The sequence below is a fragment of the Streptomyces dysideae genome (assembly GCF_001514305.1).
Lineage (GTDB): Bacteria > Actinomycetota > Actinomycetes > Streptomycetales > Streptomycetaceae > Streptomyces > Streptomyces dysideae.
This window is the reverse complement of sequence record NZ_KQ949077.1, coordinates 362,306-389,258: the sequence shown is the minus strand read 5'-3', so window position 1 is coordinate 389,258 and position 26,953 is coordinate 362,306. Positions and strand designations below refer to the sequence as shown.

Genomic DNA, 26,953 nt, shown 5'->3' with positions numbered 1-26,953 from the left:
GCACTGAACAGGAACGGAAGGCAACACCGAACATGGCCGGAACGTACGCACGGCAGGCACGGCAGACGCAGCAGACGATCCACGCGGGCGGCGAGTGGCGCGAGGCCGTCTCCGGCGCCACGCGCGAGATCCTCGACCCCGCCGACGCCACCCCGCTCGCCGTCGTCGCCGAGGGTGACGAGAAGGACACCGACCTGGCGGTCGCCGCCGCCCGCCAGGCCTTCGACGGCGGTCAGGGCGACTGGCCCCGCACCCCCGTCGCCGAGCGCGCCGCCCTGCTGCGCCGCGTCGCCGACCTCCTGGTGCGCGACCGCGAGCAGCTCGGCCTCCTCGAGAGCCGCGACGCCGGCAAGACCCTCGAAGAGGGCCGCGTCGACATCGACTGCGTCGCCGACGCCTTCAGCTACTTCGCCGACCTCGTCGCCGGCGAGGCCCCGGGCCGGGTCGTCGACGCCGGTTCGCCCGACATCCACAGCGTCGTCGTGCACGAGCCGGTCGGCGTCTGCGCACTGATCACGCCCTGGAACTACCCCCTCCTCCAGGCCAGCTGGAAGATCGCCCCCGCGCTCGCCGCCGGGAACACCTTCGTCGTCAAGCCGAGCGAGATCACCCCGCTGACGACCATCGCCCTGATCGACCTGCTCGTCGAGGCGGGCCTCCCGACCGGCGTCGCCAACATCGTCACCGGCCCCGGCCACTCCGTCGGCGCCCGTCTCGCCGAGCACCCCGACGTCGACCTCGTCTCCTTCACCGGCGGCCTGATCAGCGGCACGAAGGTGGCCCAGGCCGCCGCGCCCGGCGTCAAGAAGGTCGCCCTCGAACTCGGCGGCAAGAACCCCAACGTCGTCTTCGCCGACGCCTGCGCCACCGACGAGGCCTTCGACACCGCCGTCGACCAGGCCCTCAACGCCGCCTTCATCCACAGTGGCCAGGTCTGCTCAGCGGGCGGCCGCCTCATCATCGAGGAGTCGGTCCGGGACCGCTTCGTCGCCGAACTCGCGCGCCGGGCAGGCCGGATCCGCCTCGGGCGCGGCACCGAGACCGGCGTCGAGTGCGGGCCGCTCGTCTCCGAGCAACAGCGCGCCAAGGTCGAGGCGTACGTCGAGTCGGCGCTCGCCGAGGGGGCGGTGCTGCGCTCCGGCGGCAGGCGCCCCGAGCCGGCACCGGAGCGGCCGGAGAGCGGCTACTTCTACGAGCCGACCGTCCTCGACCGCTGCCACCGCGAGATGAAGGTCGTCCGCGAGGAGGTCTTCGGCCCGGTCCTCACCGTCGAGACCTTCCGCACCGAGGACGAGGCGGTGGCGCTCGCCAACGACACCGAGTACGGCCTCGCGGGCGCCGTCTGGACCGCCGACGCGGGCCGCGCACGGCGCGTCGCCGGCCGCCTGCGGCACGGCACCGTCTGGATCAACGACTTCCACCCCTACCTTCCGCAGGCGGAGTGGGGCGGATTCGGCAAGAGCGGAGTGGGCCGCGAACTCGGCCCCGCCGGACTCGCCGAGTACCGCGAGACCAAGCACGTCTACCAGAACCTCGCGCCGAAGCCGGTGCGCTGGTTCGCGGGCTGACGCCCGTCCCGTACGTCATGCCCGATCACCCCTTCTGGAGTACCACCCCCATGTCCGAGAACACCCCCCACGAGTACGACTACGTCGTCGTCGGCGGCGGCACGGCAGGCTCCGTCATCGCCTCCCGCCTCACCGAGAACCCCGACGTCACCGTCGCCGTCATCGAGGGCGGCCCCAGCGACGTGGGCCGCGACGACGTGCTGACCCTGCGCCGCTGGACGGGTCTGCTCGGCGGCGAGCTGGACTACGACTACCCGACCACCGAGCAGCCCCGCGGCAACTCCCACATCCGGCACAGCCGCGCCCGCGTCCTGGGCGGCTGCTCCTCGCACAACACCCTGATCGCCTTCAAGCCGCTGCCGTCCGACTGGGACGAGTGGGAGGCGGCCGGCGCCGACGGCTGGGGCGCGGTGCCGATGGAGGCGTACTACGCCCGGCTCCGCAACAACATCGTCCCGGTCGACGAGAAGGACCGGAACGCCATCGCCCGTGACTTCGTCGACGCGGCCCAGACCGCCCTGGACGTCCCCCGCGTCGAGGGCTTCAACAAGCAGCCGTTCAGCGAGGGCGTCGGCTTCTTCGACCTCGCCTACCACCCCGAGAACAACAAGCGGTCGTCCGCGTCGGTGGCGTATCTGCACCCGGTGATGGACGAGCGCGAGAACCTCACCATCCTGCTGGAGACCTGGGCGTACCGGCTGGAGCTGAACGGCACGCGCGCGGAGGGCGTGCACGTCCGCACGAAGGACGGCACGGAACTCCTGATCCGCGCCCGCCGCGAGGTCGTCCTCTGCGCCGGCGCCGTCGACTCGCCCCGGCTGCTCCTGCACTCCGGCATCGGCCCCGAGGCCGACCTGGCGGCGCTCGGCCTCCCGGTCGCGCTCGACCTGCCGGGCGTCGGCGAGAACCTGCTGGACCACCCCGAGTCGGTGATCGTCTGGGAGACGCACGGCCCGATCCCCGAGAACTCGGCGATGGACTCCGACGCGGGCCTGTTCGTGCGCCGAGACGCCGAACACGCGGGCCCGGACCTGATGTTCCACTTCTACCAGGTCCCGTTCACGGACAACCCGGAGCGACTGGGCTATGAGCGGCCGGAGTTCGGCGTCTCGATGACCCCGAACATCCCCAAGCCGAAGAGCCGCGGCCGCCTCTACCTGACCAGCGCCGATCCATCCGTCAAACCGGCCCTGGACTTCCGCTACTTCACCGACGAGGACGACTACGACGGCCGCACCCTCGTCGACGGGATCAGGATCGCCCGCGAGATCGCCAGGACCGAGCCGCTGGCCGGCTGGCTCAAGCGCGAGGTGTGCCCCGGCCCGGACGTCACCTCAGACGAGGAGCTGAGCGAGTACGCGCGCAAGGTCGCGCACACCGTGTACCACCCGGCCGGTACCTGCCGTATGGGCGCCGCCGATGACGAAATGGCAGTAGTGGACCCGCAGTTGAGGATCCGAGGTCTGGACGGCATCCGCATCGCGGACGCCTCCGTCTTCCCGACGATGACCGCAGTGAACCCGATGATCGGAGTGCTCATGGTCGGGGAGAGGGCAGTGGACCTGATGGGAGGCGAGGCGTGATGAGCAGCACGACAACCAGCAGTACGACCTCTGGTAGCGCTATCGGTACGACCCCTGTCTTCTCCGTCGAGGGCCTGTGGAAGGTCTTCGGCCCCAAGGCCGACCGAGTGCCCGCGGACCCGGAGCTGGCCGCGCTGGCCCCCGCCGAGCTGCGCACCCGCACCGGCTGCACGGCCGCGGTCAGGGACGTGTCGTTCGACGTCCGCAAGGGCGAGGTCTTCGTCGTGATGGGCCTGTCCGGCTCCGGCAAGTCCACCCTGGTGCGCTGTCTGACCCGGCTGATCGAACCGACGGCGGGCACCATAGCCATCGACGGCGAGGACGTCCGCGCGATGGACAGGACGCGACTGCGCGAACTGCGCCGGCACCGCGCGGCGATGGTCTTCCAGCACTTCGGGCTGCTCCCGCACCGCACGGTCCTCGACAACGTGGCGTACGGCCTCGAGATCCAGGGCCTGGGCAAGGCGGAACGCCGTGCCAGGGCCGCCGAGGTCGTCGCCAAGGTCGGCCTGGAGGGCATGGAGCACCGCAGGCCCAGCCAGCTGTCCGGCGGCCAGCGCCAACGCGTCGGTCTGGCACGGGCGTTGGCGGTGGACCCGGAGGTCCTCCTGTTCGACGAGCCGTTCAGCGCGCTCGACCCGCTGATCCGGCGGGACATGCAGGAGGAGGTCATCCGCCTGCACCGCGAAGAGGGCCGCACGATGGTCTTCATCACCCACGACCTGAGCGAGGCGCTCAAGCTCGGTGACCGCATCGCCCTGATGCGCGACGGCGCCGTGGTCCAGCTCGGTACCCCCGAGGAGATCGTCGGCTCGCCGGCCGACGACTACGTCCGCGAGTTCGTCCGGGACGTGCCGCGCGAGCAGGTCATGACGGTGCGTACGGCCATGCGCGCCGGGGACTGCGGCGGCCCGGGGCATCCCGGTGCCCTCGCCCCCGACGAGGTGGTCGCCGACGCGATCAGGGTCGTCGCCCGCAGCGGTGCGGCCGCCTGCGTGGTGGAGGACGGGCGCTGCCTCGGAGTCGTCGACCACGAGCGGCTGCTCGGGGTGGTGGCCGGAACGGAGCCTCACAAGGAGGCGGTCTGATGGCAACGCTCACCGCGACCGCGCCCCGGACCATCCCCGGCGCCCTCAAACAGCCCGCCGTCCGCAAACTCCTCCTGCTCGCCCTCGTCGCCGCGATCCTCGTCCCCCTCGCCAACGCCCGCTGGGCGAGCGGCGCCTGGCCGGACGCCCTGACCGTCGACCTCTCCGAGCCGCTGGCCAGAACCAGCGACTGGATCATCGACAACCGGGACAGCCACCCCCTGTTCCTCTACTTCTTCGGCCACATCAGCAACGCCGTCGTGCTCTCCGTACGCGCCGTGTACCTGGTGCTGCTCGCCGCCGGCTGGGCCGGGGTGACGGCCATCGCCGCCCTCGTCGCCTGGCGGGTCGCGGGCGTGCGGCTCGCTCTCGGCACCGCCGCCGGATTCCTCACCTGCGGTCTGCTCGGCATGTGGATCCCCACCATGCAGACTCTCGCCCTGATGGTCGTCGCGGTCCTCGCCTCGGCCGTCGTGGGCGCGCTGCTCGGGCTCGCCGCCGGTCTGTCGGACCGTATGGACCGTGCCCTGCGCCCGGTCCTGGACACCATGCAGGTGCTCCCGGCGTTCGCGTACCTGCTGCCCGTCGTCCTGGTCTTCGGCATCGGCGTCCCCGCCGCCGTCCTGGCCACCGTCGTCTACGCCGCCCCGCCGATGGCCCGCCTCACCGCCCTCGGCCTGCGCGGCGCCGACAAGGAGGTGCTGGAGGCGGTCGAGTCCCTCGGCTCCACCGCACGCCAGCGCCTGCTGACCGCCCGGATCCCGCTGGCCCGCAAGGAACTCCTCCTCGGCCTCAACCAGACGATCATGATGGCGCTGTCCATGGCGGTCATCGCGTCGGTCATCGGCGCGGGCGGCCTCGGTGACCGCGTCTACCAGGCGCTGGCGTCGGTCGACGTCGGCGCGGCGCTGGCGGCCGGTATCCCGATCGTGCTGCTGGCCGTCGTCCTGGACCGGGTGACGGCCGCGGCGGGGGAGCGGCTCGGTACCGAGCGGAAGTCCCCGGTGCACTGGGCGTACGCCCTCGCCGCCGCCGTGGCCATCGCCGTGGCCGGGCGTCTGGCGGGCCGCCTCGACTGGCCCGAGGCCTGGTCCCTGAACATCGCCGACCCGGTCAACCGGGCCGTCGACTGGATGACCGCCCACCTCTACTCGGGCGTCCCGGTCGTCGGCGGCACCGCCGAGTGGGCGGGCCACTTCACCACCTGGGTCCTGGACCCCGTCCGCGACGGCCTCCAGTGGCTGCCCTGGTGGTCCGTGCTGCTCATCGTCGCCGCCCTCGCCTGGCTGATCGGCACCTGGCACACCGCGCTCACCGCGGTCCTCGCCATGGCCGCGATCGGCGTTCTCGGCGTGTGGCAGCCGTCGCTGGACACGCTGTCCCAGGTCCTGGCGGCGGTCGCCGTCACCCTCGTCCTGGGCTTCGCGACCGGCATCGCGGCGGCTCGCAGCGACCGCTTCGAGCGCGCCCTGCGGCCCGTCCTGGACGTCTTCCAGACGATGCCGCAGTTCGTGTACCTGATCCCGGTCGTCGCCCTCTTCGGCGTCGGCCGCGCCCCGGCCGTCGCGGCGGCCGTCGTCTACGCGCTCCCCGCCGTCGTCCGCATCACCACCCAGGGCCTGCGCCAGGTGGACCCGGCCGCCCTGGAGTCGGCCCGCTCGCTCGGCGCGACCAGCGCCCAGCAGCTGCGGCAGGTCCAACTCCCGCTCGCCCGCCGGTCGTTGCTGCTGGCGGTCAACCAGGGCGTGGTCCTCGTCCTCGCCGTCGTCATCATCGGCGGCCTGGTCGGCGGTGGCGCGCTCGGCTACGACGTCGTCTTCGGCCTCGCACAGGGCGACCTGGCGACCGGTCTGGTGGCCGGTGCCGCGATCGTCTGCCTCGGTCTGATGCTGGACCGGGTGACGCAGCCGACCGAACGCCGCACCAAGAAGGGAGCGTGACATGCGACTTCGTACGACCACCGCGGTGGCCGCCGGGTCGGCGCTTCTGCTGCTGACCGGCTGCGGCGCCGCCGACATGACCAAGCAGGCCTCGCCGTTCGCCAACGCCCAGGGCGCGAAGACCGTGACCCTGTCCATCCAGTCCTGGGTGGGCGCACAGGCCAACACGGCCGTCGCCCAGTACCTGCTGGAGCACGAGCTCGGCTACCGCGTCGACACCGTCCAGGTCGACGAGGTCCCCGCCTGGGACGCGCTCAGCCAGGGCCGGGTCGACGCGATCCTGGAGGACTGGGGCCACCCCGACCAGGAGCAGCGCTACGTCGGCGACAAGAAGACGATCGTGCGCGGCGGCGACCTCGGGGTCACCGGCCACATCGGCTGGTACGTCCCCACGTACTTCGCGAAACAGCACCCGGACGTCACCGAGTGGAAGAACCTCAACAAGTACGCCGACCAGATGCGCACCGCGGAGAGCGGCGCCAAGGGCCAGCTGATGGACGGCTCACCCTCCTACATCACCAACGACAAGGCACTGGTCGACAACCTGGACCTGGACTACCAGGTGGTGTTCGCCGGTTCGGAGGCCGCGCAGATCACGCAGATCAGGCAGTTCGCCAAGGAGCAGAAGCCCTTCCTGACGTACTGGTACTCACCCCAGTGGCTGTTCGAGAAGGTCCCCATGACCGAGGTGAAGCTGCCGGCGTACAAGGAGGGCTGCGACGCGGACCCGGAGAAGGTCGCCTGCGCCTACCCGCACACCCCGCTGCAGAAGTACCTCAACGCGGACTTCGCCGAGAACGGCGGCAAGGCGGCGGCTCTGCTGAAGAACTTCAAGTGGACGACCGAGGACCAGAACGAGGTCTCCCTGATGATCGCCGACCAGAAGCTGACGCCCGAGGAGGCGGCGAAGAAGTGGGTGGACAGCCACGAGTCCACATGGAAGGCGTGGCTGTCCTGACCCTCACTTCAGTCGCGCCGCGATGCCGCGCAGTGCCTGAGCGGCCCTGCGCTGGAGTCCCGGCCCGAACGTGATCCGGGTGGCCCCGAGTTCGCCGAGTTCGGCGGGCGAGGGGCCCTCGGTCACCGTGCCGTGGACATTGATCGGCCCTTGGATGCCGGACCGCAGCAGCGGCAGTACGCTCGCCGGGGCGCCGATCGGATACACGCAGTCGGCGCCCGCGGCGACGTACAACGCGGCCCGCTCGATGGCCTGCTCGGCGGCCTGCTTGGGATCGGTGTCCCCGGAGTCGAAGGTGTCGATCCGGGCGTTGACGAAGAGCCGGTCGGCGGCGGCGTGCCGCACCTCGGCGAGCCAGTCGGCGTGCGCCCGCGGGTCCTTGAGGACACCTCCCCCGTCGGAGTCCTCGAGGTTGCAGCCCACCGCTCCCGTCTCCAGCAGCCGCTCCACCAGCTCCTTCGGCGGAATCCCGTACCCGCCCTCGACGTCCGCCGACACCGGCACGTCCACGGCCCGCACGATCCGCGCGACCGCCGCGAACATCTCGTCCGCCGGGGTCGCCCCGTCCGCGTACCCGAGCGAGGCGGCGACCCCAGCACTGGGCGTCGCCAGCGCCGGAAACCCGGCCTCGACGAAGACCCGGGCGCTGGCGGCGTCCCAGGGCCCGGGCAGGACGAGAGGATCACCGGGGAGACGCCCCCGATGCAGCGCGCGTAATTCCTGGACCTTGCTCATGACGCGCCCCGTCACCCGTGCTGCCCCGGCCGGTAGTGCCCCGGGACCATACGGCAGGTCACGCCGAACCGGTTCCACGCGTTGATCACCGTGATCGAGGCGATCAGCTGCGCCAGCTCGGCCTCCTCGAAGTGCTTGGCGGCGCGCTCGTAGACCGCGTCGGGCACGAAGCCGTCCGTCAGGACGGTCACGGCCTCGGTCAGCGCGAGCGCCGCGAGCTCCCGCCCGGTGTAGAAGTGCGCCGACTCCTCCCACGCGCTGAGCTGGATGATCCGCTCCACACTCTCGCCCGCCGCGAGCGCGTCCTTGCTGTGCATGTCGACGCAGAGCGCGCAGCGGTTGAGCTGCGAGGCGCGGATCTTCACCAGCTCGCGCAGTGCCGGGTCGAGCCCCCGTCCGGCCGCCGCGTCGAGCCGGATCATGGCCTTGAAGACGTCAGGGGCGAGCGCGGCCCAGTCCAGACGCGGGGGCGGCTCGGGCGCGTACTCCACGGTCGTAGTGCTCTCGTCAGTGGTCGTCATGATCTCGACCCTAGGAGCGAAGCAGCCCAGGAGTATGGTCCACTTCCATGCCGAAACCTTGGGCCACTCTGGGCGTCGACCTCCACCTGGAGCCGACGGGACCGGGCCTGCGGCGCGGCCTGACCGACGCCCTGCGCGAGGCGGTGCGCACCGGACGCCTCGCCCCCGGAACCCGCCTGCCCTCCTCCCGCTCCCTCGCCACCGACCTCGGCATCGCCCGAAACACGGTCGTCGAGGCCTACGCCGAGCTGGTCGCCGAGGGCTGGCTCACCGCCCGCCAGGGCTCGGCCACCCGCGTCGCCGACCGCACGGTGATCCCGTCGACGGCCACCACCGCCCCGCGTCCCCGCCCCGAACGCCCCCACCCCACCTACGACCTGGTCCCCGGCACCCCCGACCTGTCCGCCTTCCCCCGCACGGAGTGGCTCAAGTCGGCGCGCCGCGCCTTCCTCGCCGCCCCGTACCAGGCCCTCGGCTACGGCGACCCGCGCGGCCGCGTCGAACTGCGCACCGCCCTAGCCGGCTACCTCTCCCGCACCCGGGGCGTGCGCGCCGACCCCGAACGCATCGTCATTTGCGCCGGTTTCCTGCACGGCCTGAGGCTGCTGGGTGAGGTGCTGCGGGCGCGTGGGGCGAGCACGGTGGCGGTGGAGTCGTACGGTCTGGATGCGCACTGGCGGCTGCTGCAGAGGCGGGCGGGCCTGCGCACCGTCCCCCTCCCCTATGACGAACTGGGCACGGACCCCCGACCGTTGACGTCCGAGGCCGCGGTTCTGCTCACCCCCGCCTACCAGTTCCCGATGGGCGTGCCCCTGCACCGCGACCGCCGGGCCACCGTGGTGGACTGGGCGCGCCGCACCGGCGGACTGGTCCTGGAGGACGACTACGACGGCGAGTTCCGGTACGACCGCCAGCCCGTCGGCGCCCTCCAGGGACTGGACCCCGACCACGTGGCGTACCTGGGCACGGCGAGCAAGTCACTGGCCCCCGGCCTGCGCCTGGCGTGGATGGTGCTGCCGCCGGGCGTGGTGGAGGAGGTGCTGCGGGCCAAGGGAGGCGTGGACACGTCCGGGGTCCTGGACCAGCTGACGCTGGCGGAGTTCATCACGTCGGGCGCCTGCGACCGCCACGTCCGGGCGGCCCGGACGCGCTACCGCCGTCGCCGCGACGCGCTGGTCTCGGCCCTGACGGCCCGCGCCCCGCGGGTACGGGTGACCGGCATAGCGGCGGGACTCCACGCCGTCCTCCGCCTCCCGCCCGGCACCGAGCGGTCGGTGGTCCGGGCGGCGGCCTGGCGGGGTCTGCTGGTCGACGGTCTCACCCCCCGCTACCGCCACCCCGACGCGCGAGCCGAGCCGCTGGACGCCCTGGTCGTGGGGTACGGGACACCGCCGGACCACGCGTGGTCGGGGACGCTGGACGCGTTGTGCGCTGCACTGGGTTTCGACAATTTCAAAAATGGCGACCCCGATAATCCTCTCCCTGGATAGAGTCGCTGTCATGAGCAATAGCGATTCCATATCCCGTGTGGCCCTCAAGAAAACGACTCCCGGCGTGTCCGCCGCCATGGGCTCCCTGCACGGTGCCGCCGTTTCCGCGGCGCAGGACGCGAAGGTCGAACCGGAACTGCTGGAACTGGTCAGGATCCGCGCCTCGCAGCTCAACGGCTGTGCGTTCTGCCTCGACATGCACACCAAGGACGCGCGCGCCCAGGGCGAGACCGAGCAGCGGATCTACGCGCTGAACGCCTGGCGGGAGACCCCCTTCTTCACCGAACGGGAGCGTGCCGCACTGGTGTTGACCGAGGCGGTGACGCTGGTGCACGACGGGCAGGTGCCGGACGCGGTCTACGCCGAGGCCGCGGAGGTCTTCGACGAGGCCCAGGTCGCGGCGCTGATCTGGGCGGCCACCGTCATCAACGCGTACAACCGGATCGCCATTGCGACACGTATGGTGCCGGGTGCTTATCAGCCCGTGTCGAAGGGCAACTGAATTCGGGCAGCGGAAATCGCGCCGGGGGGATTTCCGCCCGGCGCGATCACCTGTTCCGGATTTATTCGTGATTCATCTGTGCGGCAGCGGCTCCATGGCGTCGTCCAGCCATTTCCGCCATTCGGCGGCCCGCACCGCCGGTCCGGCGTTCATCGACTGTCCCGTCCAGCCCGTCACCGGCCGGACCCCGTGCAGTGCGTTGACCAGCCACACCTCACGACCGTCCAACTCGGCGACGGTCCGCGCGCGACGGTCGACCGGGATGCCGGACCGCCGGGCGTGCTCCTCGATGAGCCCGACCGTCACCCCGGCCAGCACGGGCAGCCGTGACGGGGGCAGGCACAGGGTGTCGTCCTCCCACCACAGCACGCTGGCGGTGGCCGCCTCCAGGACCACACCGGAGGGCGCGACCAGCACCGCCTCCTGAGCACCCTCGCCGGACGCCCGCCGGCGGACCCCGGCCAGGGTGCCCAGGTCCGGCCCCTTGCGCCGCGGGACGGTACGCGGATCGGGCTGCCCCGTCGCCCAGACCCGTACGCCGGCGGCGAGCGGCGGAGCGGGTCGCAGCAGGAGCCTCAGCTCCGCGGAGCCCGCGGCGAGTTCCACCCGGGGGAACCACTCGCCGGTGCGGGGCAGTGCGGCGGTCACGTCGTCCCAGAACTCGACGAGCCGACGCGGCCCGGGTCCGCCGCACTCACCGCAGCCGCGCAGGAACCGCTCCCGATGGCGGCCGTACCCCCGCATGTGTCCCTCACGCAGCAACCACGAGTCCGCGACGAGCAGCGGCCCGTCGGCCGCCGGCCCCGGGATCAGGCCCCGGCCGGGCGTCCACGTCAACAGACCCTCCGCTACCGCCGGTCGTGTCGACAATCGCTCCTCCTCGGTACTCGATGTCTGCTCAGTACTTGCGGCCCGCGACCGCGGGCGCCCCGTGCCGGGGCCCGTACGGCGCGTGCTCCAGCCACGCCCCGCACCACGGCAGCACCGGCGCCAGCGCCGCCGCCGCGCGCTGCTTGACGCGGACGATCCGGCGCCGGGGCCGCAGGTGGTCCAGCGCGGTGCCGGCCGCGGTGCTGTTGAACAGGCCCGCAGTGCGCCGGACGTCCGCGAACTCCGCGACCGCCCCCTCCGTCCCCCGGGCGATGGCCGCCGCGGCCGCCGTCGCGACTGCATCTGCCGCCGCTGCCGCGACTGCATCTGCCGCCGCTGCCGCGTCGGCGATGCCGCTGTTCATGCCGCGCGCCCCGAACGGCGGGAAGAGATGCGCCGCCTCACCGACCAGCAGCACACGGCGGTGCGGATCGGTGAACGACGCCGCGACCTTGCGCAGGAAGCGGTACGTCGACACCCACAGGATCCGTTCCGCGTACCCGTCGCCGACGACCGCCGGCAGCCACCGCCGTACGGCCTCCTCCGTGCCGTACTCCTCCTCCATGTCGTCGTCCCTGCACTGGAGGTCGACCTGGAAGCCCCCGGTGAACGGCACCCGCATCACACTGCGCCCGCCGACCCCGGGGTGCTCGTAGTGGAAGACCCGCTCCAACGGCAGCTCGGCGCCCGGGACGTCGGCCACGTCGACGACGACATGGAAGCCCTCGCCGTGGCTGCCCTCCATGGCGATGCCCAACTCGCGCCGGACCGTGGAGCGTGCGCCGTCGGCGGCGATCGCGTACGCGCCGGTCCACTCCCGTCCGCCCTCGGTGGTCAGTGACACCCCGGACTCCGTGGTCCGCACGCCGGTGACGCGGGTGTCCCACACGAAGTCCACCCCGGCCCGCTCGCAGGCCGCGCGCAGGAAGCGCTCGGTGTCCACCTGACGCAGGCTGGTGAAGGGCGGGCGGCCGGAGGGCGGCGGGAAGGTGCGGGAGTACACCTCACGGCCCCGGTACAGGGTGCGTTTCGTCTGCCAGGTCCGCCCGTACGACGTGATCTCGGCGGCCAGCCCCGGCAGCATCCCGTCGAGCAGGCCGAGGGTCTCCCGGTGCACGAACAGGGCCCGGCTGCCCGGCCGTTCGCGGTCCTCAGGGTCCGCTTCCAGCAGCACGACGTCCAGCCCGCGCGCCCGCAGCCCGAGCGCCGCCGACAGTCCCACGGGGCCGGCGCCCACCACGATGACCGGGCGCTCCCGGCCGATGTCCGGGTTCACGCGCGGGTGCTCTCGGTCAGCATGCGGGTGATCTCCACTCGCTTCACCTTCCACGTGGCCGTCATCGGCAGCTCCTCGAACCGCCACTGCCGGGGCTCGGCCATCGCCGGCAGATCCGCCGTGGCCTCCCGCCAGCGCTCCGGGTCCAGCGGCCGCTCGCCCCGCACGCACACCACCGGAACCGGCTCACCGTCCACGCCGGGCACGATGACGACCTCGCGCAGCTCCTCCAGTCGGGACATCAGCGTGTCCTCGACCTCCAGGTTGCTGTGCACCGAGTCGATCCGGTCGATCTCCCGGTCGATCAGATACAGCGCGCCCAGGCGGCTGCGGTACCCCATGTCGCCCATCTCCCACCAACCGTCGTGGAGTTGATGGTCGTAGCGCTCCCGCATGCCCAGGTAGGTGAGGATACGGCCCCTGGTGCGGGCCTCGATCCGGCCGGGCGCGCCGGGCGCGACCCGCCTGCCCTCGGGATCGGTGACCCGGACGCGCGTGAAGCCCGGTATCCCGGTCCCGACCCGGCGGCCGTCCGCGCGGGCGGCGCTGCGCCGGGTGAACCACTGGAACGCGACCGGGCCCGTCTCGCTCTGCCCGTACAGCTGGAGCAGCCAGGGCGAGCGACGCTTCGACGCGTCCAGCAGCCGCCGTACGGTGCGCGGATGGATCGCGTCGAACGTGGAGCCGTAGGAGCGGACCCGGGACAGCGGGGCGCCGGGCGCGTCGGCCAGTTCCTCCCAGAGCACGAAGGTGTTGGGGTGCGTCTCGACGATGCCGGGGCGGTGCCGGACCAGCAGCGGTCCCACCGTGGCCGGGTCCGGGTCGGTGATCAGCACCAGTGGGCTGCCGAAGTGCAGCAGGACGCCGAGCAGATGGTAGAAGCGCGAGTGCACGAAGGACATGTGCAGTGCCGCGGTCTCGCCGCGGGTGGGCCAGCCCATCGCCTGCTGCGGTACGAGCCGGTTCCACATCGAGTTCGGGCAGTGCACGGCGAGCTTGGGGACACCGGTGGTGCCCGAGCTGTGGGTGATGAGGGAGGGCTCGCGGGGGTGCAGCCGTACCGGGGCGGGCGGTTCGGCGGCCGCGAACTTCTCCAGGGGGACGGCCGCGGGGGAGTCGTCCACGGAGAGCGTCTGCCGTACGAGCCCCGATATCCCGACGTCCTTCAGAGGCCCGTCCAGCTTGGCCCCGTCGGTGATCAGCCAGGGCCGCTGGAGCCGTTCGAGCAACTGCCCGACCACGGGACCGGCCAGGGCGGGCGACAGCAGCACGGGGACGGCACCGATGCGGGAGACGGCACAGGTCAGCAGCACGATGTCGACGTTGTCCGTCTTGTGCACGACCACCTGCTCCGAGGGCCGTACCCCGGCCTCCCACAGCCGGCCGGACAACTCCTCGACCACGTCGGCCAGCACCGGGTAGCTGAGATCGGTTCCGAGGTCGGGGCGGACGTCCAACGGCCGGTCCAGGGTGACGAAGACGGCTCCGTGCCGGTCCGCCGCCTGCCGGAACAGGGGCCCCAGATAGAAGCCGCGGTCGGCGAGCAGTTGGTGCTGTGGCATGTGACAGTTCCTCTCTGACACGGTCACCAGGCGCCTTGGCGGACCAGGTGGCGGCGGAGCTTGCCGGTCGGGGTGCGGGGCAGGGACGACACGAGACTGACGCTCCTGGGGACCTTGAAGGCCGCGAGGTGCTCCCTGGCCAGCCGGATGAGGCCGGTCTCCAGGCCGGCCGGTACCGGAGTGGCGGGCACGACGAAGGCGCGCAGCCGGCCGGCGCCGTGACCGTCGGTGACGGCCGCGACCGCGACCTCCTTCACCGCCGGGTGGGTCCGCAGAACGGCCTCCACCTCCAGCGGGGAGACGGTGATGCCGCCGACCATCTCCATGTCGTCGGCACGGCCCAGGTGCCGGTAGCTGCCGTCCGGTTCACGGCACGCCCGGTCACGGGTGGCCAGCCAGCCGCCGACCAGCGTGCGCTCCGTCTCCTCGGGCCGGTTCAGGTAACCGGACGTCAACGTCGGCCCGCGCACCCACAGTTCGCCCTCCGCCCCGTCCGGAACCGGCCGTCCGGCACGGTCGCGCAGCTCCACCTCGAAGCCGGGGACGGGACGGCCGACGGTGCCCGGGTGGTTGTGCCGGAAGCTGTTGGCGCAGAACGCGTGGCCGGCCTCGGTGGAGCCGATCTGCTCCAGTACCGGCGCCCCGAGCAGCTCGGTGACCCGCCTCCCCAGCCCGTCCGGCATGCCCTCGCCGGCCGACACCGCGGCCCGCACCGAGGCGAAGCAGGCCGCGTGCCCGCTGCCCCGGTCGGTCACCAGGGCGGCGTACGCGGAGGGCACGGAGTAGAGCAGGGTCACCCGGTGCCGGGCGACCAGCTCGTCGACCGCGGCCGGGGTCGGACGCCGGTCGGTCAGTACGGCGGAGGAGCCGGAGAAGAGCGGGAAGACGAAGGCGTTGCCGAAGCCGTAGGCGAAGTACAGCTTGGACACCGAGAGAGTGACGTCGTCCTGGGTGATCCGCAGCAGCCGCCGGCCGATGAGGTCGTGGTACGTCTTCGGATCGCCGTGGACGTGCACGACGCCCTTGGGACGGCCCGTGGTGCCGGAGGTGTACTGGATGTACAGGGGCGTGTGCGCGTCGACCGGGTGAGCGGTGGCCGGCCGGGCGGTCGGGGTGAGCGCGACGAACTGGTCGGCGCCCAGGCACGCCCGACCGCCGAAACGGCCCGGCCGCTCGTCGAGGCCCGGTCCCGTGAGGCACAGCACGGCATCGGTGTCCTCGGCCATGAACGTGTGGTCGGCGGCGGGAAGTTCGGGGTTGACCAGGACGGCGACGGCACCGAGGCGGGCGGCCGCGAGGAAGGCCGTCACCCAGGCGAGCCCGTCGGGCAACGCGAGCAGCACCCGGTCGCCCGGGCCCACACCATGGTCGGCGAGCACGGTGGCCGCCCGGGCGGCGAGGTCGTGCACCTCGCCGTGGGTCCACGCCCGGTGGCCCTGGTGGAAGGCGGGCCGCTCGGCCCACCGGCGCCGCTCGGCGAGGTCGGCGAGATGGGCCGCGAGATTGCCGGTGGCGGCCGCGTCGGCCGGGGGCGGAGCGGGGCGGTGAGTGGCGTCGGGCTGGGCGGCCGGGGCCGGTGTGAGTGGTGGGGAGGCGGTGGTGTGCGGGGCCGATACCGGACCCCGGGCAGCGGAAGAACACGGGGCCGTCGCGGACTGCGGGATCGTCATCGGGCCACCTCCTCCACGGCGACCGCGCTGCCGCTGGGGTTGCGGTGCGGGCCGGTGGGTGCGGGGGTGGGGGTCCGGTGGTTGTCGGTGGCTCTCACTTGGACGGCCTCGGCCTCCCGGCGTGCCGGGGCAGCCGCCACATCCATGGGCGCCCCCACCCGTGTCGGAAGCGGCCCCGCCTCCGGGGCCGGCCCCGTCCTCGCCGCGGCATGCTCCCGCAGGGCCCGCATCTGGGCCGCGGTCTTCAGCAGCATCTCGTCGTACTCCGCCTCCGGATCGGAGTCGAGGACGATCGCGCCGCCGGCGCCCATCCGCATCAGAGCGTCCCCGATGACGGCCGTACGGATGACGATGCTGAGGTCCGCGCCACCGCTGCACCCCAGGTAGCCGAGGGCGCCGGAATAGACGCCGCGGGCCTCGGTCTCCAGTGAGTCGATGATCTCCATGGTGCGCAGCTTCGGCGCGCCGGTCATCGACCCGCCCGGGAAGCAGGCGCGGACGCAGTCCACCGCGTCCGTGCCCGCACGCAGCCGGCCCTCGACGGTGGAGACGAGCTGGTGCACGGTCGCGTACGTCTCGGTGGCCATGAGCCTGGTGACGCGCACCGAACCGGTCCGGCAGACCCGCCCCAGGTCGTTGCGGAGCAGGTCGACGATCATCAGGTTCTCGGCCCGCGTCTTGGCGTCCGCCACCAGCGCGTCCCGCAGCCGGACGTCCTCCGCCGCCCCGTTCCCGCGCGGCGCGGTGCCCTTGATCGGCTTGGCCTCGGCGACGCCGTCCCGGGTGACCCGCAGGAAACGCTCGGGGGAGGAGCCGGCCACGTCGAGGTCCCCGAACCTCAGGAAGGCCGCGTACGGCGCCGGGTTGACGCGGCGCAGCACCCGGTAGAAGCCGTACGCGTCGGTCGGGGCGGGTAACCGGGCGGCGTTGGTGAGGCAGATCTCGTAACTCGTGCCCGCCCGCAACTGCTGCTGGCAGGCCTCGATGTCCGCCAGATACGTCGCCCGGTCACGGGCCAGCCATGGTTCGACGGCATGAAGGTCGGCCTCGGCCCGTACGGGCAGGGCCAGTTGGTCGCTCTCGTCGCATACGAAGGTGAGCTGGGCCAGCGCGCTCTCCAGCCAGTCGGTGGCCTCCCGCGCGGCCTGCGGGGTGTCCTCCGCCACACAGACGGCGTAGGTGAAGCCCTCCTGGTGGTCCACCGCGATCAGCCGGTCGGCGAACAGCCAGCAGGCGTCCGGCGTCTTGGCCCGGTGGCGGTTGGGTGAGCCGCAGTCGGCCTTCATCTCGTAGCCGAAGTAGCCGACGTAGCCGCCGGTGAAGTCGAAGGGCAGCCCCGTGGCATCCACGTGTCGACTGGTCAGCTGCCGCTTGAGGTAGTCGAAGACGCTCGCCCGGACCTGGCGCGGGGGCCGTCCGGCCCGCTCGATCTCGCAGCGGCCGGTATCGACGTCGTACCGCACGAACTCGGCGAGCGGGCCGCTGTCGTCACCCAGGAAGGAGAAGCGGGACCGCCCCTCCTCGACCAGGGCGCTGTCCAGCCAGAACGCGCGCGGAGAGGTGGCGTACATCCGGGTGAACGCGGCCTCCGCGTCGACCGTTCCGGCGATCCGGCGGGTGTGCAGCCGGTAGGTGGCCGGCCGGCCGGAGCGCCGGGGGCGGGGAACGACCGCGTGGGACGAGCCGGCCGCGGGCCGCGGGACGGCCGGGGAGGCCTCGCCGCGCGGGACGACCGCGTCCGACGGCGGCACCGCGGTGTTCTTCGTACGGGGCTTGCGGGCCCGCTCGGCCGTGAGGTTGCGGAAGTTCACGAGCATGCGGTGGCCGTACTCGGTGAGCACGGACTCCGGGTGGAACTGCACGCCCCACAGCGGCCGGGCGCGGTGCCGCAGCCCCATCAGGACGCCGTCCTCCGCCCAGGCGGTGGCCTCCAGGGTCTCGGGCAGCGGCTCGCGCACGGACAGCGAGTGGTAGCGGACCGCGGTGAAGTTCTGCGGCAGCCCCTGGAAAAGGTCCTGTCCGTCGTGCCGGACCGAGGTCAGATGCCCGTGCCGGGGGTGCGGGGCGGACGCCACCCGGCCCCCCTCCCCGAGCGCGATCCCCTGGTGGCCCAGGCAGACGCCGAGGACGGGAAGGGAGGACTCGGCGAGCACCCGGGCGCTGATGCCGAAGTCGCGGGACTCACCCGGGTGTCCGGGACCCGGCGACACCACCACGTTGTCGAATTCCGCAAGATCCGGAACACCGTCGACGGGGGCGTCATTGCGGATCACCAGCGGCTCCTCGCCGTTGACCTCGGCGATCAGCTGGAACAGGTTGTACGTGTACGAGTCGTAATTGTCGATGAGCAGGGTCTTCATCCGCCCACCTTCCTTTGATCGTTCTCGGGCCTACGCGGTGCGTCGTTTGTGTCGTCCGCGGAGCGCCTGGAGCGGTGGATACAGCCACTTCCGGAAGAAACGCTGAAGGCGCGGCATGAGAATCCAGGTGACAAGGGCTGTTACGCTCAGGCACAACAGCAGCGTGCGGATGAGCGCATTCAGGCTGTCGAGATAGGGGAGCACGGTCACATTGAACAGGAGCACCGGCGGGAACACCGCGCTCATATTCACGAACCACAGCTTCCATTTCGACGGCGGGGCCGGCGTGGCCGGGGTGGGGGTCTGCGCCTCGAACCATGCCTTGGAACCCCGTACCCGTCGGCGCCCCGTCTCCTGGGCGAGCTGTGCCGCCCGGGTGTCCAGTTGTGCCCGAGTGCTCGAGTTCTCCCAGGCCAGGGCCGCGCCCTCGCTGGCGAAGCGATAGACCACATGCCACTCCGCCTCTCCGTCGACAAGGACGCCACCCCCGAGAAACCCCGGCTGCTGAGCGCTCGCGCCCAGCAGCGCCCACCCCCAGGAATGAAAGTCGGCCTCACGGCCCGGCACCACGTGAAAGGCCACGGTGACGGTGACGGGATTACTGGTCACGCCGACGAGTACGGGAAAGGAAGTCCCCGCGTTCAAAGATTCGACGAAGATTTTTCGACTGTCCGGAACGTATCTCTTTGTTGCCCTTTCGGGAGCCTTGCCGCCTCCTGTCGAAGGCTACCAACGGTAAGTATTACGTAACCCTTACGGGATTCCTTCAAGCGCTTGCCGACCGATCTGTAAATGACTGAAGATTGCCGCCCCGTACGTCCGGAAAAGCGAAGGAGAACCATGTCCCGATACGACTGGAGCATGTCCCACGAGGAAATCGACCGGGCCCGTGCCGCGATCGAACCCATGCGTAAGGAGGTCACCGCTCATCCGATTTACCAGCGGATCAGCAGCCGCGCGCACATGGCGACGTTCATGGAGCACCATGTGTTCGCGGTGTGGGACTTCATGTCACTTCTCAAGTCCCTGCAGCGGGACCTGACGTGCGTGGACGTCCCCTGGGTGCCGCGCGGCTCCGAGGTGAGCCGACGGCTGATCAACGACATCGTGCTGGTCGAGGAGAGCGACGAGCTGAACGGCGGCTTCACCAGCCACTTCGAGCTGTACCGCGCGGGCATGACGGAGGCGGACGCCGAGACGACCCGGATCGACACGTTCCTGGCACTGCTCGCGGAGGGCCACGACGTGCCGGCGGCGCTGCACGCCGCCCAGGTTCCCGCTCCCGCGGCCGAGTTCGTGCGCACGACCTTCGGCATCATCGCCGACCGACCCCTGCACTGCCGGGCCGCCGCCTTCGCCTTCTCCCGGGAGGATCTCATCCCGGACATGTTCGACCAGGTGATCAAGGAGGAGGGCACCGACCGGTTCCCGCTCTTCTGCGACTACCTGGCCCGCCACATCGAGGTCGACGGCGAGGAGCACACCCCGATGGCCATGCAGATGGTGGCCGACCTCTGCGGTACGGACGACACGCGCTGGCAGGAGGCCGTGCAGACGGCGACCCTCGCCCTGGAAGCCAGGGCCCGGCTGTGGGACGGCATCACACAGGCCATGACCTGACGGGAAGGCCCCCCGAGCCGTAGCACTCCCCCCGATCTCCAGGCTGTCCGCGGGACAACAACCGGAACACCGGCGACACACCGGAACACCGGCGACACACAGGAACACCAGCGACACACAGGAACACCGGGGACACCGGGAACGTCGGAAATCATCGGGGGAGACACGCATGGCGGAAACGCGACGCAGACTGCGCTCGAGCACGGTCGTACTCGGCGGCATGGGCGTCATAGCCGCGGCCCTCACCTCCTGCGGCTCGGAACCCGACCGCCGCTGCGTCGACCGCGACAGTTACACCTACGAGGGCTACAAGGTCGTCGCCGACAAGAACTGCAAGTCCGGCTCCACCACCTCGGGCTCCGCCTACAGCAAGGGCCGCAAGAAGTCCGGCGGCAGTACCGACGCGGCCTGGTACTACGACGCCGACGTCGACGGCGGCCATGCCGACCGCGGCACCTTCAGCCGCAGCGAGGCCGTGGACCGCGGCGGCTTCGGCTGCTCGGGCTCCGGCAGCAGCGGCGGCTGAGCCGAAGGAACCGCCCCGCATGGGCGCCCAGGCCCCCGGCCTCGGCTGGCCGGACGAACTCGTCGACCTCCTCGCCGCCCACCACCGCGTGATCCGCTACGACCACCGCGACACCGGCCGCTCCACCTGGGCCTTCGACGAGCGGCCCTACCCGCTCACCGCCCTCGCGGACGACGCCGTCGCGGTCCTGGACGCCCTCGGTGTCGCCCGCGCCCACGTCATCGGCATGTCACTGGGCGGCATGCTCACCCAACTCCTCATCGCCGACCACCCCGACCGCCTGCTCACCGCCACCCTGATCGGCACCGGCGCCCTCAGCACCACCCCCTACGTCCACCCCGACGGCACCCGCACCCCACCCGAGGAACTCCCCGGCGTCGACCCCCGCATCATCGAGCCGTGGTCGCGCCCGCCGACGGACGAGGACCTGGAGTCGGAAGCCGAGGCCCTGGAGGCCGAACTGGACCGGCGGACCGAACACTGGCGCCTCCTCTCCGGCGACCGGCTCCCCTTCGACGCCGACCACATCCGCGCCCAAGAGCGGCGGATCATCGAGCACACCGGCCACCACACACCCGGCACCGCGCACACCCGGCACCGCGCACACCCGGCACCGCGCACGCCCGCGCCGACGTCTCCGCCATGGACCGCACCGAGCAACTCGCCCGCACCACGATCCCCAGCCTCGTCATCTCCGCCCCGGCCGAGCCCGTCTACCCCCTCCCGCACCCCCAGCACCTGGCCCAGGTGATCCAGGGCGCCCGCCTGGTCGAGATCCCGGGAATGGGCCACGCTCTCCCACCGGAGGTCCACAAGCCGCTGGCCACCGCGATCCTCGACCACACCGCCACGCCCTGAAGCCCAGGCGGCCGTCTCAGACCCCGAGCACACCCCGCAACTGCGCCAGCCCCCAGTCCAGGTCCTCCTTCCCGATCACCAGCGGCGGCGCGATCCGGATCGTCGCGCCATGGGTGTCCTTCACCAGCACACCCCGGTCCATCAGCTTCTCGGACACCTCCCGCCCCGTCCCGTAACGCGGGGCGATGTCCACCCCCGCCCACAGCCCGCGTCCCCGCACCGCCGTCACCCGGCCCGTGCCGGTCAGACCGGTCAGCTCCCGGTGCAGATGCGCGCCCAGCTCCGCCGCCCGCGCCTGGAACTCGCCCGTCCGCAGCATCGCGATCACCTCCAGCGCCACCGCACAGGCCAGCGGATTCCCGCCGAACGTCGACCCGTGCTCCCCGGGCCGGAACACCCCGAGCACCTCCGCCGACGACACCACCGCCGACACCGGCACCACCCCACCCCCGAGGGCCTTCCCGAGCACGTACATGTCCGGCACGACCCCTTCGTGCTCGCACGCGAACGTCCGCCCCGTCCGCCCCAGCCCCGACTGGATCTCGTCCGCGACGAACAGCACGTTCCGCTCCCGCGCCAGCTCCCGCACCGCCGGCAGATAACCCGCCGGCGGCACCAGCACCCCCGCCTCGCCCTGGATCGGCTCCAGCAGCACGGCGACCGTGTTCTCCGTCAGCGCCGAACGCATCGCCGTCAGATCCCCGTACGGCACGATCTCGAAGCCCGGCGTGTACGGCCCGAAGTCCGCCCGCGCCTCCGGGTCGGTGGAGAAGCTGATGATCGTCGTCGTACGGCCGTGGAAGTTGTTCCCCGCGACCACGATCTTCGCCCTCTCGGCCGGCACGCCCTTGACCCGGTACCCCCACTTCCGGGCCGTCTTCACCGCCGTCTCCACCGCCTCCGAGCCGGTGTTCATCGGCAGCACCGTCTCCATGCCGCACAGCTCCGCCAACTGCTCGCAGAACGCCCCGAACTTGACGTGATGGAACGCCCGCGACGTCAACGTCACCCGCTCCAGCTGCGCCTTCGCCGCCTCGATGATCCGCCGGTTGCAGTGCCCGAAGTTGAGCGCCGAGTACCCGGCCAGCAGATCCAGATAGCGGCGCCCTTCCACATCCGTCATCCAGGCGCCGTCGGCGCTGGCGACGACCACGGGCAGCGGGTGATAGGTGTGCGCGCTGTGCGCGTCGGCCGCGGCGATCAGTGTCTCCGTAGCAGTCACGAGATCTCCTAGAGGTGACGGTGGCCTCCTTCCTATCGTCGCTCGCATGGTGGACGCGGGAGCCCTGCGCTCCGACTCGCCCGGTAGGCTGATCGACGGGCCGTGACTGGCGCGCTGGGATGGACCAACCATCGGGGAGCGGCCCCTGGACCCTGTCCAGACCGAGTGCCGTGCGCCTGGGCCGTACCGTGAACGCTGCACACGACGTCCGGAGGTCCCCATGTCCGCCGAGCCCCTTTCCCCCGAGTCCACCGCCTTCCGTGCCGCCCTCGACGTGATCCGTGCCGTCGAGCCGCGCGTGGCCGACGCCATCGGCCAGGAGGTCGCCGACCAGCGCGAGATGCTCAAGCTGATCGCCTCCGAGAACTACGCCTCCCCGGCCACCCTCCTCGCGATGGGCAACTGGTTCAGCGACAAGTACGCCGAGGGCACCATCGGCCGCCGCTTCTACGCCGGCTGCCGCAACGTCGACACCGTCGAGTCCCTCGCCGCCGAACACGCCAAGGAGCTCTTCGGCGCCCGCCACGCCTACGTTCAGCCGCATTCCGGCATCGACGCCAACCTCGTCGCCTTCTGGTCCGTCCTCGCCGCCCGCGTCGAGGCCCCCGCCCTGGAGAAGGCCGGCGTCCGCCAGGTCAACGACCTCTCCGAGGCCGACTGGGCCGAACTCCGCCAGGCCTTCGGCAACCAGCGCATGCTCGGCATGTCCCTGGACGCCGGCGGCCACCTCACCCACGGCTTCCGTCCGAACATCTCCGGCAAGATGTTCGACCAGCGCTCCTACGGCACCGACCCCGCCACGGGCCTGATCGACTACGACGCGCTGCGCGTGTCGGCCCGCGAGTTCAAGCCGCTCATCATCGTCGCCGGCTATTCCGCCTACCCCCGTCTCGTGAACTTCCGCATCATGCGCGAGATCGCCGACGAGGTCGGCGCCACGCTCATGGTCGACATGGCGCACTTCGCCGGTCTCGTCGCCGGCAAGGTCCTCACCGGCGACTTCGACCCGGTCCCGCACGCCCAGATCGTCACCACCACCACCCACAAGTCGCTGCGCGGTCCGCGCGGCGGCATGGTCCTGTGCGACGACTCCCTCAAGGACCAGGTCGACCGCGGCTGCCCGATGGTGCTCGGCGGCCCGCTCCCGCACGTCATGGCCGCCAAGGCCGTCGCCCTCGCGGAGGCCCGTCAGCCCTCCTTCCAGGACTACGCGCAGCGCATCGTCGACAACTCCCGCGCCCTCGCCGACGGCCTGATGCGCCGCGGCGCCACCCTCGTCACCGGCGGCACGGACAACCACCTCAACCTGATCGACGTCGCCTCCTCCTACGGCCTCACCGGCCGCCAGGCCGAGGCCGCCCTCCTCGACTCGGGCATCGTCACCAACCGCAACGCCATCCCCGCCGACCCCAACGGCGCCTGGTACACCTCCGGCATCCGCATCGGCACCCCCGCCCTGACCACCCGTGGCCTGGGCACCGGCGAGATGGACGAGGTCGCCGCCCTCATCGACCGTGTCCTCACCACCACGGAGCCCGGCACCACCAGCAAGGGTGCCCCGTCCAAGGCCCAGCACGTCCTGGACCCGAAGATCGCGGACGAGATCTCCCGCCGCGCCACCGACCTGGTCTCGGGCTTCCCGCTGTACCCGGAGATCGACCTGGGCTGAACCCCACGACCGACGAGGCTCGTGGACGCCCTTCGCCGACGCCCTTCGCCGAGGTCCCTCGATCGAGGGACCTCGGCGAAGGGCTCGCGACCGATGGCTCTCGGCCGAAGCTCTCCGAGGGCCTACAAGGGTGGCTTCTGATCGTTCGCCCTGGCTCGGCGGCGATGGCTACCAGCTTGGGCTCTCGGCGCCGCCACCAACGCCCCCGTCAGCGCCGTCAGTTCACGGCTCCTGTTTCTTTTCCTCAGCCGACACCTTCGCATCCGAACCCCCAAGCCGAACGACGCCCCGGCGCGACTATTCGGAGAAACTCGAGGACGACTTCGCGGACGGCTTCTCGGAGAACACCTCGGACGGCACCCCAAGCGACTTCGCGATCTCCACCGCCCGCTCCTTCGACGCCACCCCCTCCAGCCGCAGCGTCACGTCCTCACCGCCGGAACCATGCGTCCACAGCAGCGTCGGCCCCGCCGTCCGCTCCTCGCGGGTGTAGCGCTCGCCGTCCGGGGCCACCAGCCAAAGGCTCAGCAGATGCGGACGCGGAAACCAGAGCGCCGGGTCCGGCACGCCGCCCCCGGTGGCATCCGGGCCCAGCGAGATCCACTCCGGCGGCTCGCGCACCGCCTTGGCGAAGCCCACGTCCAGGCTCGCCCGGAGCTCGTCCAGCCGGATCGTGCGCCCGCCCTCACGCCAGCACAGGCTCACCAGGAACCGCCCCTGCGGCTCCGCGCTCACCGCGACCGCCCCCGGCATACCGAGCGCCTCCGGCACCAGCGGCTCGAAGCCGGCGCGCCGCTCGGCCTTGCCGAGCGACACCGACCGGCCGCAGTCGGGCACCTCGGCGCCGGGCGAGGGAACCGCCGACGGGTCGTAGCGCACCTCGGCCCCGCCGAAGTCGAACCAGTCGAAGACCGCCGCCCGCACCGGAGGAGTGAGCACGAGCACCGTCAGCAGACCGCACAGCCCCGCGGTCAGTGAGCGCCACCGCTTCCGCGTCCAGCGCCGTACCACCCGCAGCCGCTCACGGATCCCCGGCGGCTCGGCGACCGGGAGTGTTACCTGCTCGGCGAGTATCTGCCCCAGCACCCGCTCGACCATCGTCTCGGCCCCGTCCGCCGCGCCGGGCGCGTCCAGCGAGCGACCGAGCGCCCGCAGCTCCTCGGGCAGGCGGGAGGCTCCGTCGCGCCGACGCCCTGCGCTCCCGTCACCGCCGTACGGCTGCTCACTCATACTCCTCACCTCCTTCCCGAGGCTGGAAATCCGGCAGCAACCGTCCCAGCTTCCGCAGCGCGCGATTCAGCCGGGACTTCACCGTGCCCCGCGGCCAGCCCAGTGCCTGGGCCGTCTCCGCCTCGTCCAGTTCCAGGAGGTAGCGGTAGGTGACGACCAGGCGATGCTCCTCGCTGAGCTTCTTCAGGGCGGACTGCAGCGCGATCCGGCGCTCTATGTTCAGTGCCGCGACCGCCGGGTCCGCCGCATCCGGTATCAGCGGCTCCGCCTCCGCGAACGCCGCCTCACGCCCGGCGAGCGTGCGCTGGCGTGCCGCCGTACGCACTGTGTTCCTCGTCTCATTGGCGACGATCGACATCAGCCACGGCTTGAACGCCGCGCCGTCCTGGAACCGGCCCAGCGCGCAGTACGCCTTGACGAACGCCTGCTGCACCACGTCCTCCGCGTCCGCACCCGCCCCGAGCGCCGCGGCCGCCCTGAGGGCGATGCCCGTATGGGCCCGCACCAGCTCCGCGTACGCCTCCGGCTCTCCGGCGCGTACGCGTGCGATCACCGCGGCCTCATCGACGATGCGGCCCCCCTCCCGCGTCCTCACACTCTTGTTACACCGCCGGAGACGGATCGGTTCCCATCTGTTTCCGACCAGTTCCGGACCGGTCCCCGAGACCTGAGAGAATGGTGAGCATGGCCTCTGACCGACCCCGCGTGCTCTCCGGAATCCAGCCCACCGCAGGCTCGTTCCACCTCGGCAACTACCTCGGCGCCGTCCGTCAGTGGGTGGCCCTGCAGGAGACCCACGACGCGTTCTACATGGTCGTCGACCTGCACGCGATCACGGTCCCGCAGGACCCCGCGGAGCTGCGCTCCAACACCCGCCTGGCCGCCGCCCAGCTCCTCGCGGCCGGCCTCGACCCGGAGCGCTGCACGCTCTTCGTCCAGAGCCACGTCCCCGAGCACGCCCAGCTCGCCTGGGTCATGAACTGCCTCACCGGCTTCGGCGAGGCGTCCCGCATGACCCAGTTCAAGGACAAGTCCGCAAAGCAGGGCGCGGACCGGGCCTCCGTCGGCCTGTTCACGTACCCGGTCCTCCAGGTCGCGGACATCCTGCTCTACCAGGCCAACGAGGTCCCGGTCGGCGAGGACCAGCGCCAGCACATCGAGCTGACGCGTGACCTCGCCGAGCGCTTCAACGGCCGCTTCGGCCAGACCTTCACCGTCCCGAAGCCGTACATCCTCAGGGAGACGGCGAAGATCTACGACCTGCAGGACCCGTCGATCAAGATGAGCAAGTCGGCGTCCACGCCGAAGGGCCTCATCAACCTCCTCGACGAGCCCAAGGCCACCGCCAAGAAGGTCAAGAGCGCGGTCACCGACACCGACACGGTCGTCCGCTACGACGCTGAGAACAAGCCGGGTGTCAGCAACCTGCTCACCATCTACTCGACCCTTACGGGTACGGGTGTCGCGGAACTGGAGCAGAAGTACGAGGGCAAGGGCTACGGTGCGCTCAAGACGGACCTCGCCGAGGTCATGGTCGAGTTCGTGACGCCGTTCCGGGAGCGCACCCAGCAGTATCTGGACGACCCGGAGACGCTGGACTCGATCCTGGCCAAAGGCGCGGAGAAGGCGCGTGCCGTCGCCGCGGAGACGCTCTCCCAGGCGTACGACAGGGTGGGCTTCCTGCCCGCCAAGCACTGAGTACGCA

The 26,953-nt window shown here is 71.6% G+C and carries 22 protein-coding genes, 1 pseudogene and 1 riboswitch; of the genes and pseudogenes, 12 read left to right on the top strand and 11 right to left on the bottom strand.

Annotation, left to right across the window (positions count from 1 at the left end):
* Positions 1 to 32: 32 nt before the first annotated feature.
* Genes AQJ91_RS08165 through AQJ91_RS08145 form a run of 5 tightly spaced genes read left to right on the top strand, consistent with a single transcriptional unit; the run spans position 33 to position 7,137 of the window.
* Positions 33 to 1,568: an aldehyde dehydrogenase family protein gene (locus tag AQJ91_RS08165; protein WP_067017909.1), complete on the top strand. Its 1,536-nt coding sequence runs from the start codon at positions 33 to 35 to the stop codon at positions 1,566 to 1,568.
* 50 nt (positions 1,569 to 1,618) lie between these two features.
* Entirely contained in the window at positions 1,619 to 3,151 is a 1,533-nt protein-coding gene (locus tag AQJ91_RS08160; protein WP_067017907.1) for a GMC family oxidoreductase, read from the top strand.
* A complete protein-coding gene (locus tag AQJ91_RS08155) occupies positions 3,151 to 4,239 on the top strand; it encodes a quaternary amine ABC transporter ATP-binding protein (protein WP_067017905.1) in 1,089 nt (362 codons plus the stop codon). Before AQJ91_RS08160 ends, AQJ91_RS08155 begins: the two co-directional genes overlap by 1 nt.
* Positions 4,239 to 6,179 (top strand): ABC transporter permease, encoded by a 1,941-nt coding sequence (locus AQJ91_RS08150; RefSeq protein ID WP_067017903.1) that lies wholly within the window; start codon positions 4,239 to 4,241, stop codon positions 6,177 to 6,179. Before AQJ91_RS08155 ends, AQJ91_RS08150 begins: the two co-directional genes overlap by 1 nt.
* Before the next feature lies 1 nt (position 6,180).
* Positions 6,181 to 7,137: an ABC transporter substrate-binding protein gene (locus tag AQJ91_RS08145; RefSeq protein WP_067017901.1), complete on the top strand. Its 957-nt coding sequence runs from the start codon at positions 6,181 to 6,183 to the stop codon at positions 7,135 to 7,137.
* A 3-nt stretch (positions 7,138 to 7,140) separates the two neighbouring features.
* On the opposite strand, the gene AQJ91_RS08140 is transcribed toward AQJ91_RS08145, so the two are convergent.
* On the bottom strand, positions 7,141 to 7,872 hold the full coding sequence (locus AQJ91_RS08140) for an isocitrate lyase/PEP mutase family protein (protein WP_067017899.1): 732 nt from the start codon (positions 7,870 to 7,872) through the stop codon (positions 7,141 to 7,143).
* Positions 7,873 to 7,883: 11 nt separating this feature from the next.
* Complete coding sequence (locus tag AQJ91_RS08135) at positions 7,884 to 8,393, bottom strand: carboxymuconolactone decarboxylase family protein (RefSeq protein ID WP_067017897.1); 510 nt, start codon at positions 8,391 to 8,393, stop codon at positions 7,884 to 7,886.
* Positions 8,394 to 8,440: 47 nt separating this feature from the next.
* On the opposite strand from AQJ91_RS08135, the gene pdxR reads away from it, so the two are divergent.
* Positions 8,441 to 9,883, top strand: coding sequence for a MocR-like pyridoxine biosynthesis transcription factor PdxR (gene pdxR, locus AQJ91_RS08130; RefSeq protein ID WP_067017894.1), 1,443 nt, complete (start codon positions 8,441 to 8,443; stop codon positions 9,881 to 9,883).
* Between the two features lie 10 nt (positions 9,884 to 9,893).
* Entirely contained in the window at positions 9,894 to 10,385 is a 492-nt protein-coding gene (locus AQJ91_RS08125) for a carboxymuconolactone decarboxylase family protein (RefSeq protein WP_067017892.1), read from the top strand.
* 72 nt (positions 10,386 to 10,457) lie between these two features.
* Here the strand turns inward: AQJ91_RS08125 and AQJ91_RS08120 are convergent, their stop codons facing one another.
* From AQJ91_RS08120 to AQJ91_RS08095, 6 genes are all read right to left on the bottom strand, one after another.
* Positions 10,458 to 11,222 (bottom strand): aminotransferase class IV, encoded by a 765-nt coding sequence (locus tag AQJ91_RS08120; RefSeq protein ID WP_234381894.1) that lies wholly within the window; start codon positions 11,220 to 11,222, stop codon positions 10,458 to 10,460.
* Between the two features lie 61 nt (positions 11,223 to 11,283).
* Positions 11,284 to 12,531 (bottom strand): FAD-dependent oxidoreductase, encoded by a 1,248-nt coding sequence (locus AQJ91_RS08115; protein WP_067017888.1) that lies wholly within the window; start codon positions 12,529 to 12,531, stop codon positions 11,284 to 11,286.
* The gene (locus AQJ91_RS08110; protein WP_067017886.1) at positions 12,528 to 14,093 is read right to left on the bottom strand and encodes a class I adenylate-forming enzyme family protein; all 1,566 of its coding nucleotides are present in this window, start codon (positions 14,091 to 14,093) and stop codon (positions 12,528 to 12,530) included. Before AQJ91_RS08110 ends, AQJ91_RS08115 begins: the two co-directional genes overlap by 4 nt.
* Positions 14,094 to 14,116: 23 nt before the next feature.
* A complete protein-coding gene (locus AQJ91_RS08105) occupies positions 14,117 to 15,763 on the bottom strand; it encodes an AMP-binding protein (RefSeq protein WP_079084759.1) in 1,647 nt (548 codons plus the stop codon).
* Entirely contained in the window at positions 15,760 to 18,123 is a 2,364-nt protein-coding gene (pabB, locus tag AQJ91_RS08100) for an aminodeoxychorismate synthase (RefSeq protein WP_079084758.1), read from the bottom strand. Before pabB ends, AQJ91_RS08105 begins: the two co-directional genes overlap by 4 nt.
* 30 nt (positions 18,124 to 18,153) lie before the next feature.
* Positions 18,154 to 18,768 carry an antibiotic biosynthesis monooxygenase gene (locus AQJ91_RS08095; RefSeq protein ID WP_407696829.1) on the bottom strand — a complete coding sequence of 205 codons (615 nt, stop codon included), beginning with the start codon at positions 18,766 to 18,768 and terminating at the stop codon, positions 18,154 to 18,156.
* A gap of 195 nt (positions 18,769 to 18,963) precedes the next feature.
* On the opposite strand from AQJ91_RS08095, the gene AQJ91_RS08090 reads away from it, so the two are divergent.
* From AQJ91_RS08090 to AQJ91_RS08080, 3 genes and pseudogenes are all read left to right on the top strand, one after another.
* The gene (locus AQJ91_RS08090; RefSeq protein WP_067017882.1) at positions 18,964 to 19,743 is read left to right on the top strand and encodes a DUF3050 domain-containing protein; all 780 of its coding nucleotides are present in this window, start codon (positions 18,964 to 18,966) and stop codon (positions 19,741 to 19,743) included.
* 169 nt (positions 19,744 to 19,912) lie between these two features.
* Complete coding sequence (locus tag AQJ91_RS08085) at positions 19,913 to 20,269, top strand: hypothetical protein (protein ID WP_067017880.1); 357 nt, start codon at positions 19,913 to 19,915, stop codon at positions 20,267 to 20,269.
* Positions 20,184 to 21,127: pseudogene (locus tag AQJ91_RS08080) on the top strand (alpha/beta fold hydrolase). The gene AQJ91_RS08085 and the pseudogene AQJ91_RS08080 overlap by 86 nt, the downstream one beginning before the upstream one ends.
* A gap of 16 nt (positions 21,128 to 21,143) precedes the next feature.
* On the opposite strand, the gene rocD reads toward AQJ91_RS08080, so the two are convergent.
* Complete coding sequence (rocD, locus tag AQJ91_RS08075; RefSeq protein WP_067017878.1) at positions 21,144 to 22,349, bottom strand: ornithine--oxo-acid transaminase; 1,206 nt, start codon at positions 22,347 to 22,349, stop codon at positions 21,144 to 21,146.
* Positions 22,350 to 22,441: 92 nt separating this feature from the next.
* Positions 22,442 to 22,538: riboswitch (ZMP/ZTP riboswitch) on the top strand.
* A 31-nt stretch (positions 22,539 to 22,569) separates the two neighbouring features.
* On the opposite strand from rocD, the gene AQJ91_RS08070 reads away from it, so the two are divergent.
* Positions 22,570 to 24,018, top strand: coding sequence for a glycine hydroxymethyltransferase (locus tag AQJ91_RS08070; protein WP_067017876.1), 1,449 nt, complete (start codon positions 22,570 to 22,572; stop codon positions 24,016 to 24,018).
* A gap of 297 nt (positions 24,019 to 24,315) precedes the next feature.
* Here AQJ91_RS08070 and AQJ91_RS08065 read toward each other — a convergent pair whose 3' ends face one another.
* Positions 24,316 to 25,248, bottom strand: a complete 933-nt coding sequence (locus tag AQJ91_RS08065; protein WP_067017874.1) for a hypothetical protein — start codon at positions 25,246 to 25,248, stop codon at positions 24,316 to 24,318.
* Positions 25,241 to 25,843 (bottom strand): RNA polymerase sigma factor, encoded by a 603-nt coding sequence (locus AQJ91_RS08060; protein WP_199847873.1) that lies wholly within the window; start codon positions 25,841 to 25,843, stop codon positions 25,241 to 25,243. The genes AQJ91_RS08065 and AQJ91_RS08060 overlap by 8 nt, the downstream gene beginning before the upstream one ends.
* An 89-nt stretch (positions 25,844 to 25,932) precedes the next feature.
* On the opposite strand from AQJ91_RS08060, the gene trpS reads away from it, so the two are divergent.
* Positions 25,933 to 26,946, top strand: coding sequence for a tryptophan--tRNA ligase (gene trpS, locus AQJ91_RS08055; protein WP_067018068.1), 1,014 nt, complete (start codon positions 25,933 to 25,935; stop codon positions 26,944 to 26,946).
* Positions 26,947 to 26,953: the final 7 nt, after the last annotated feature.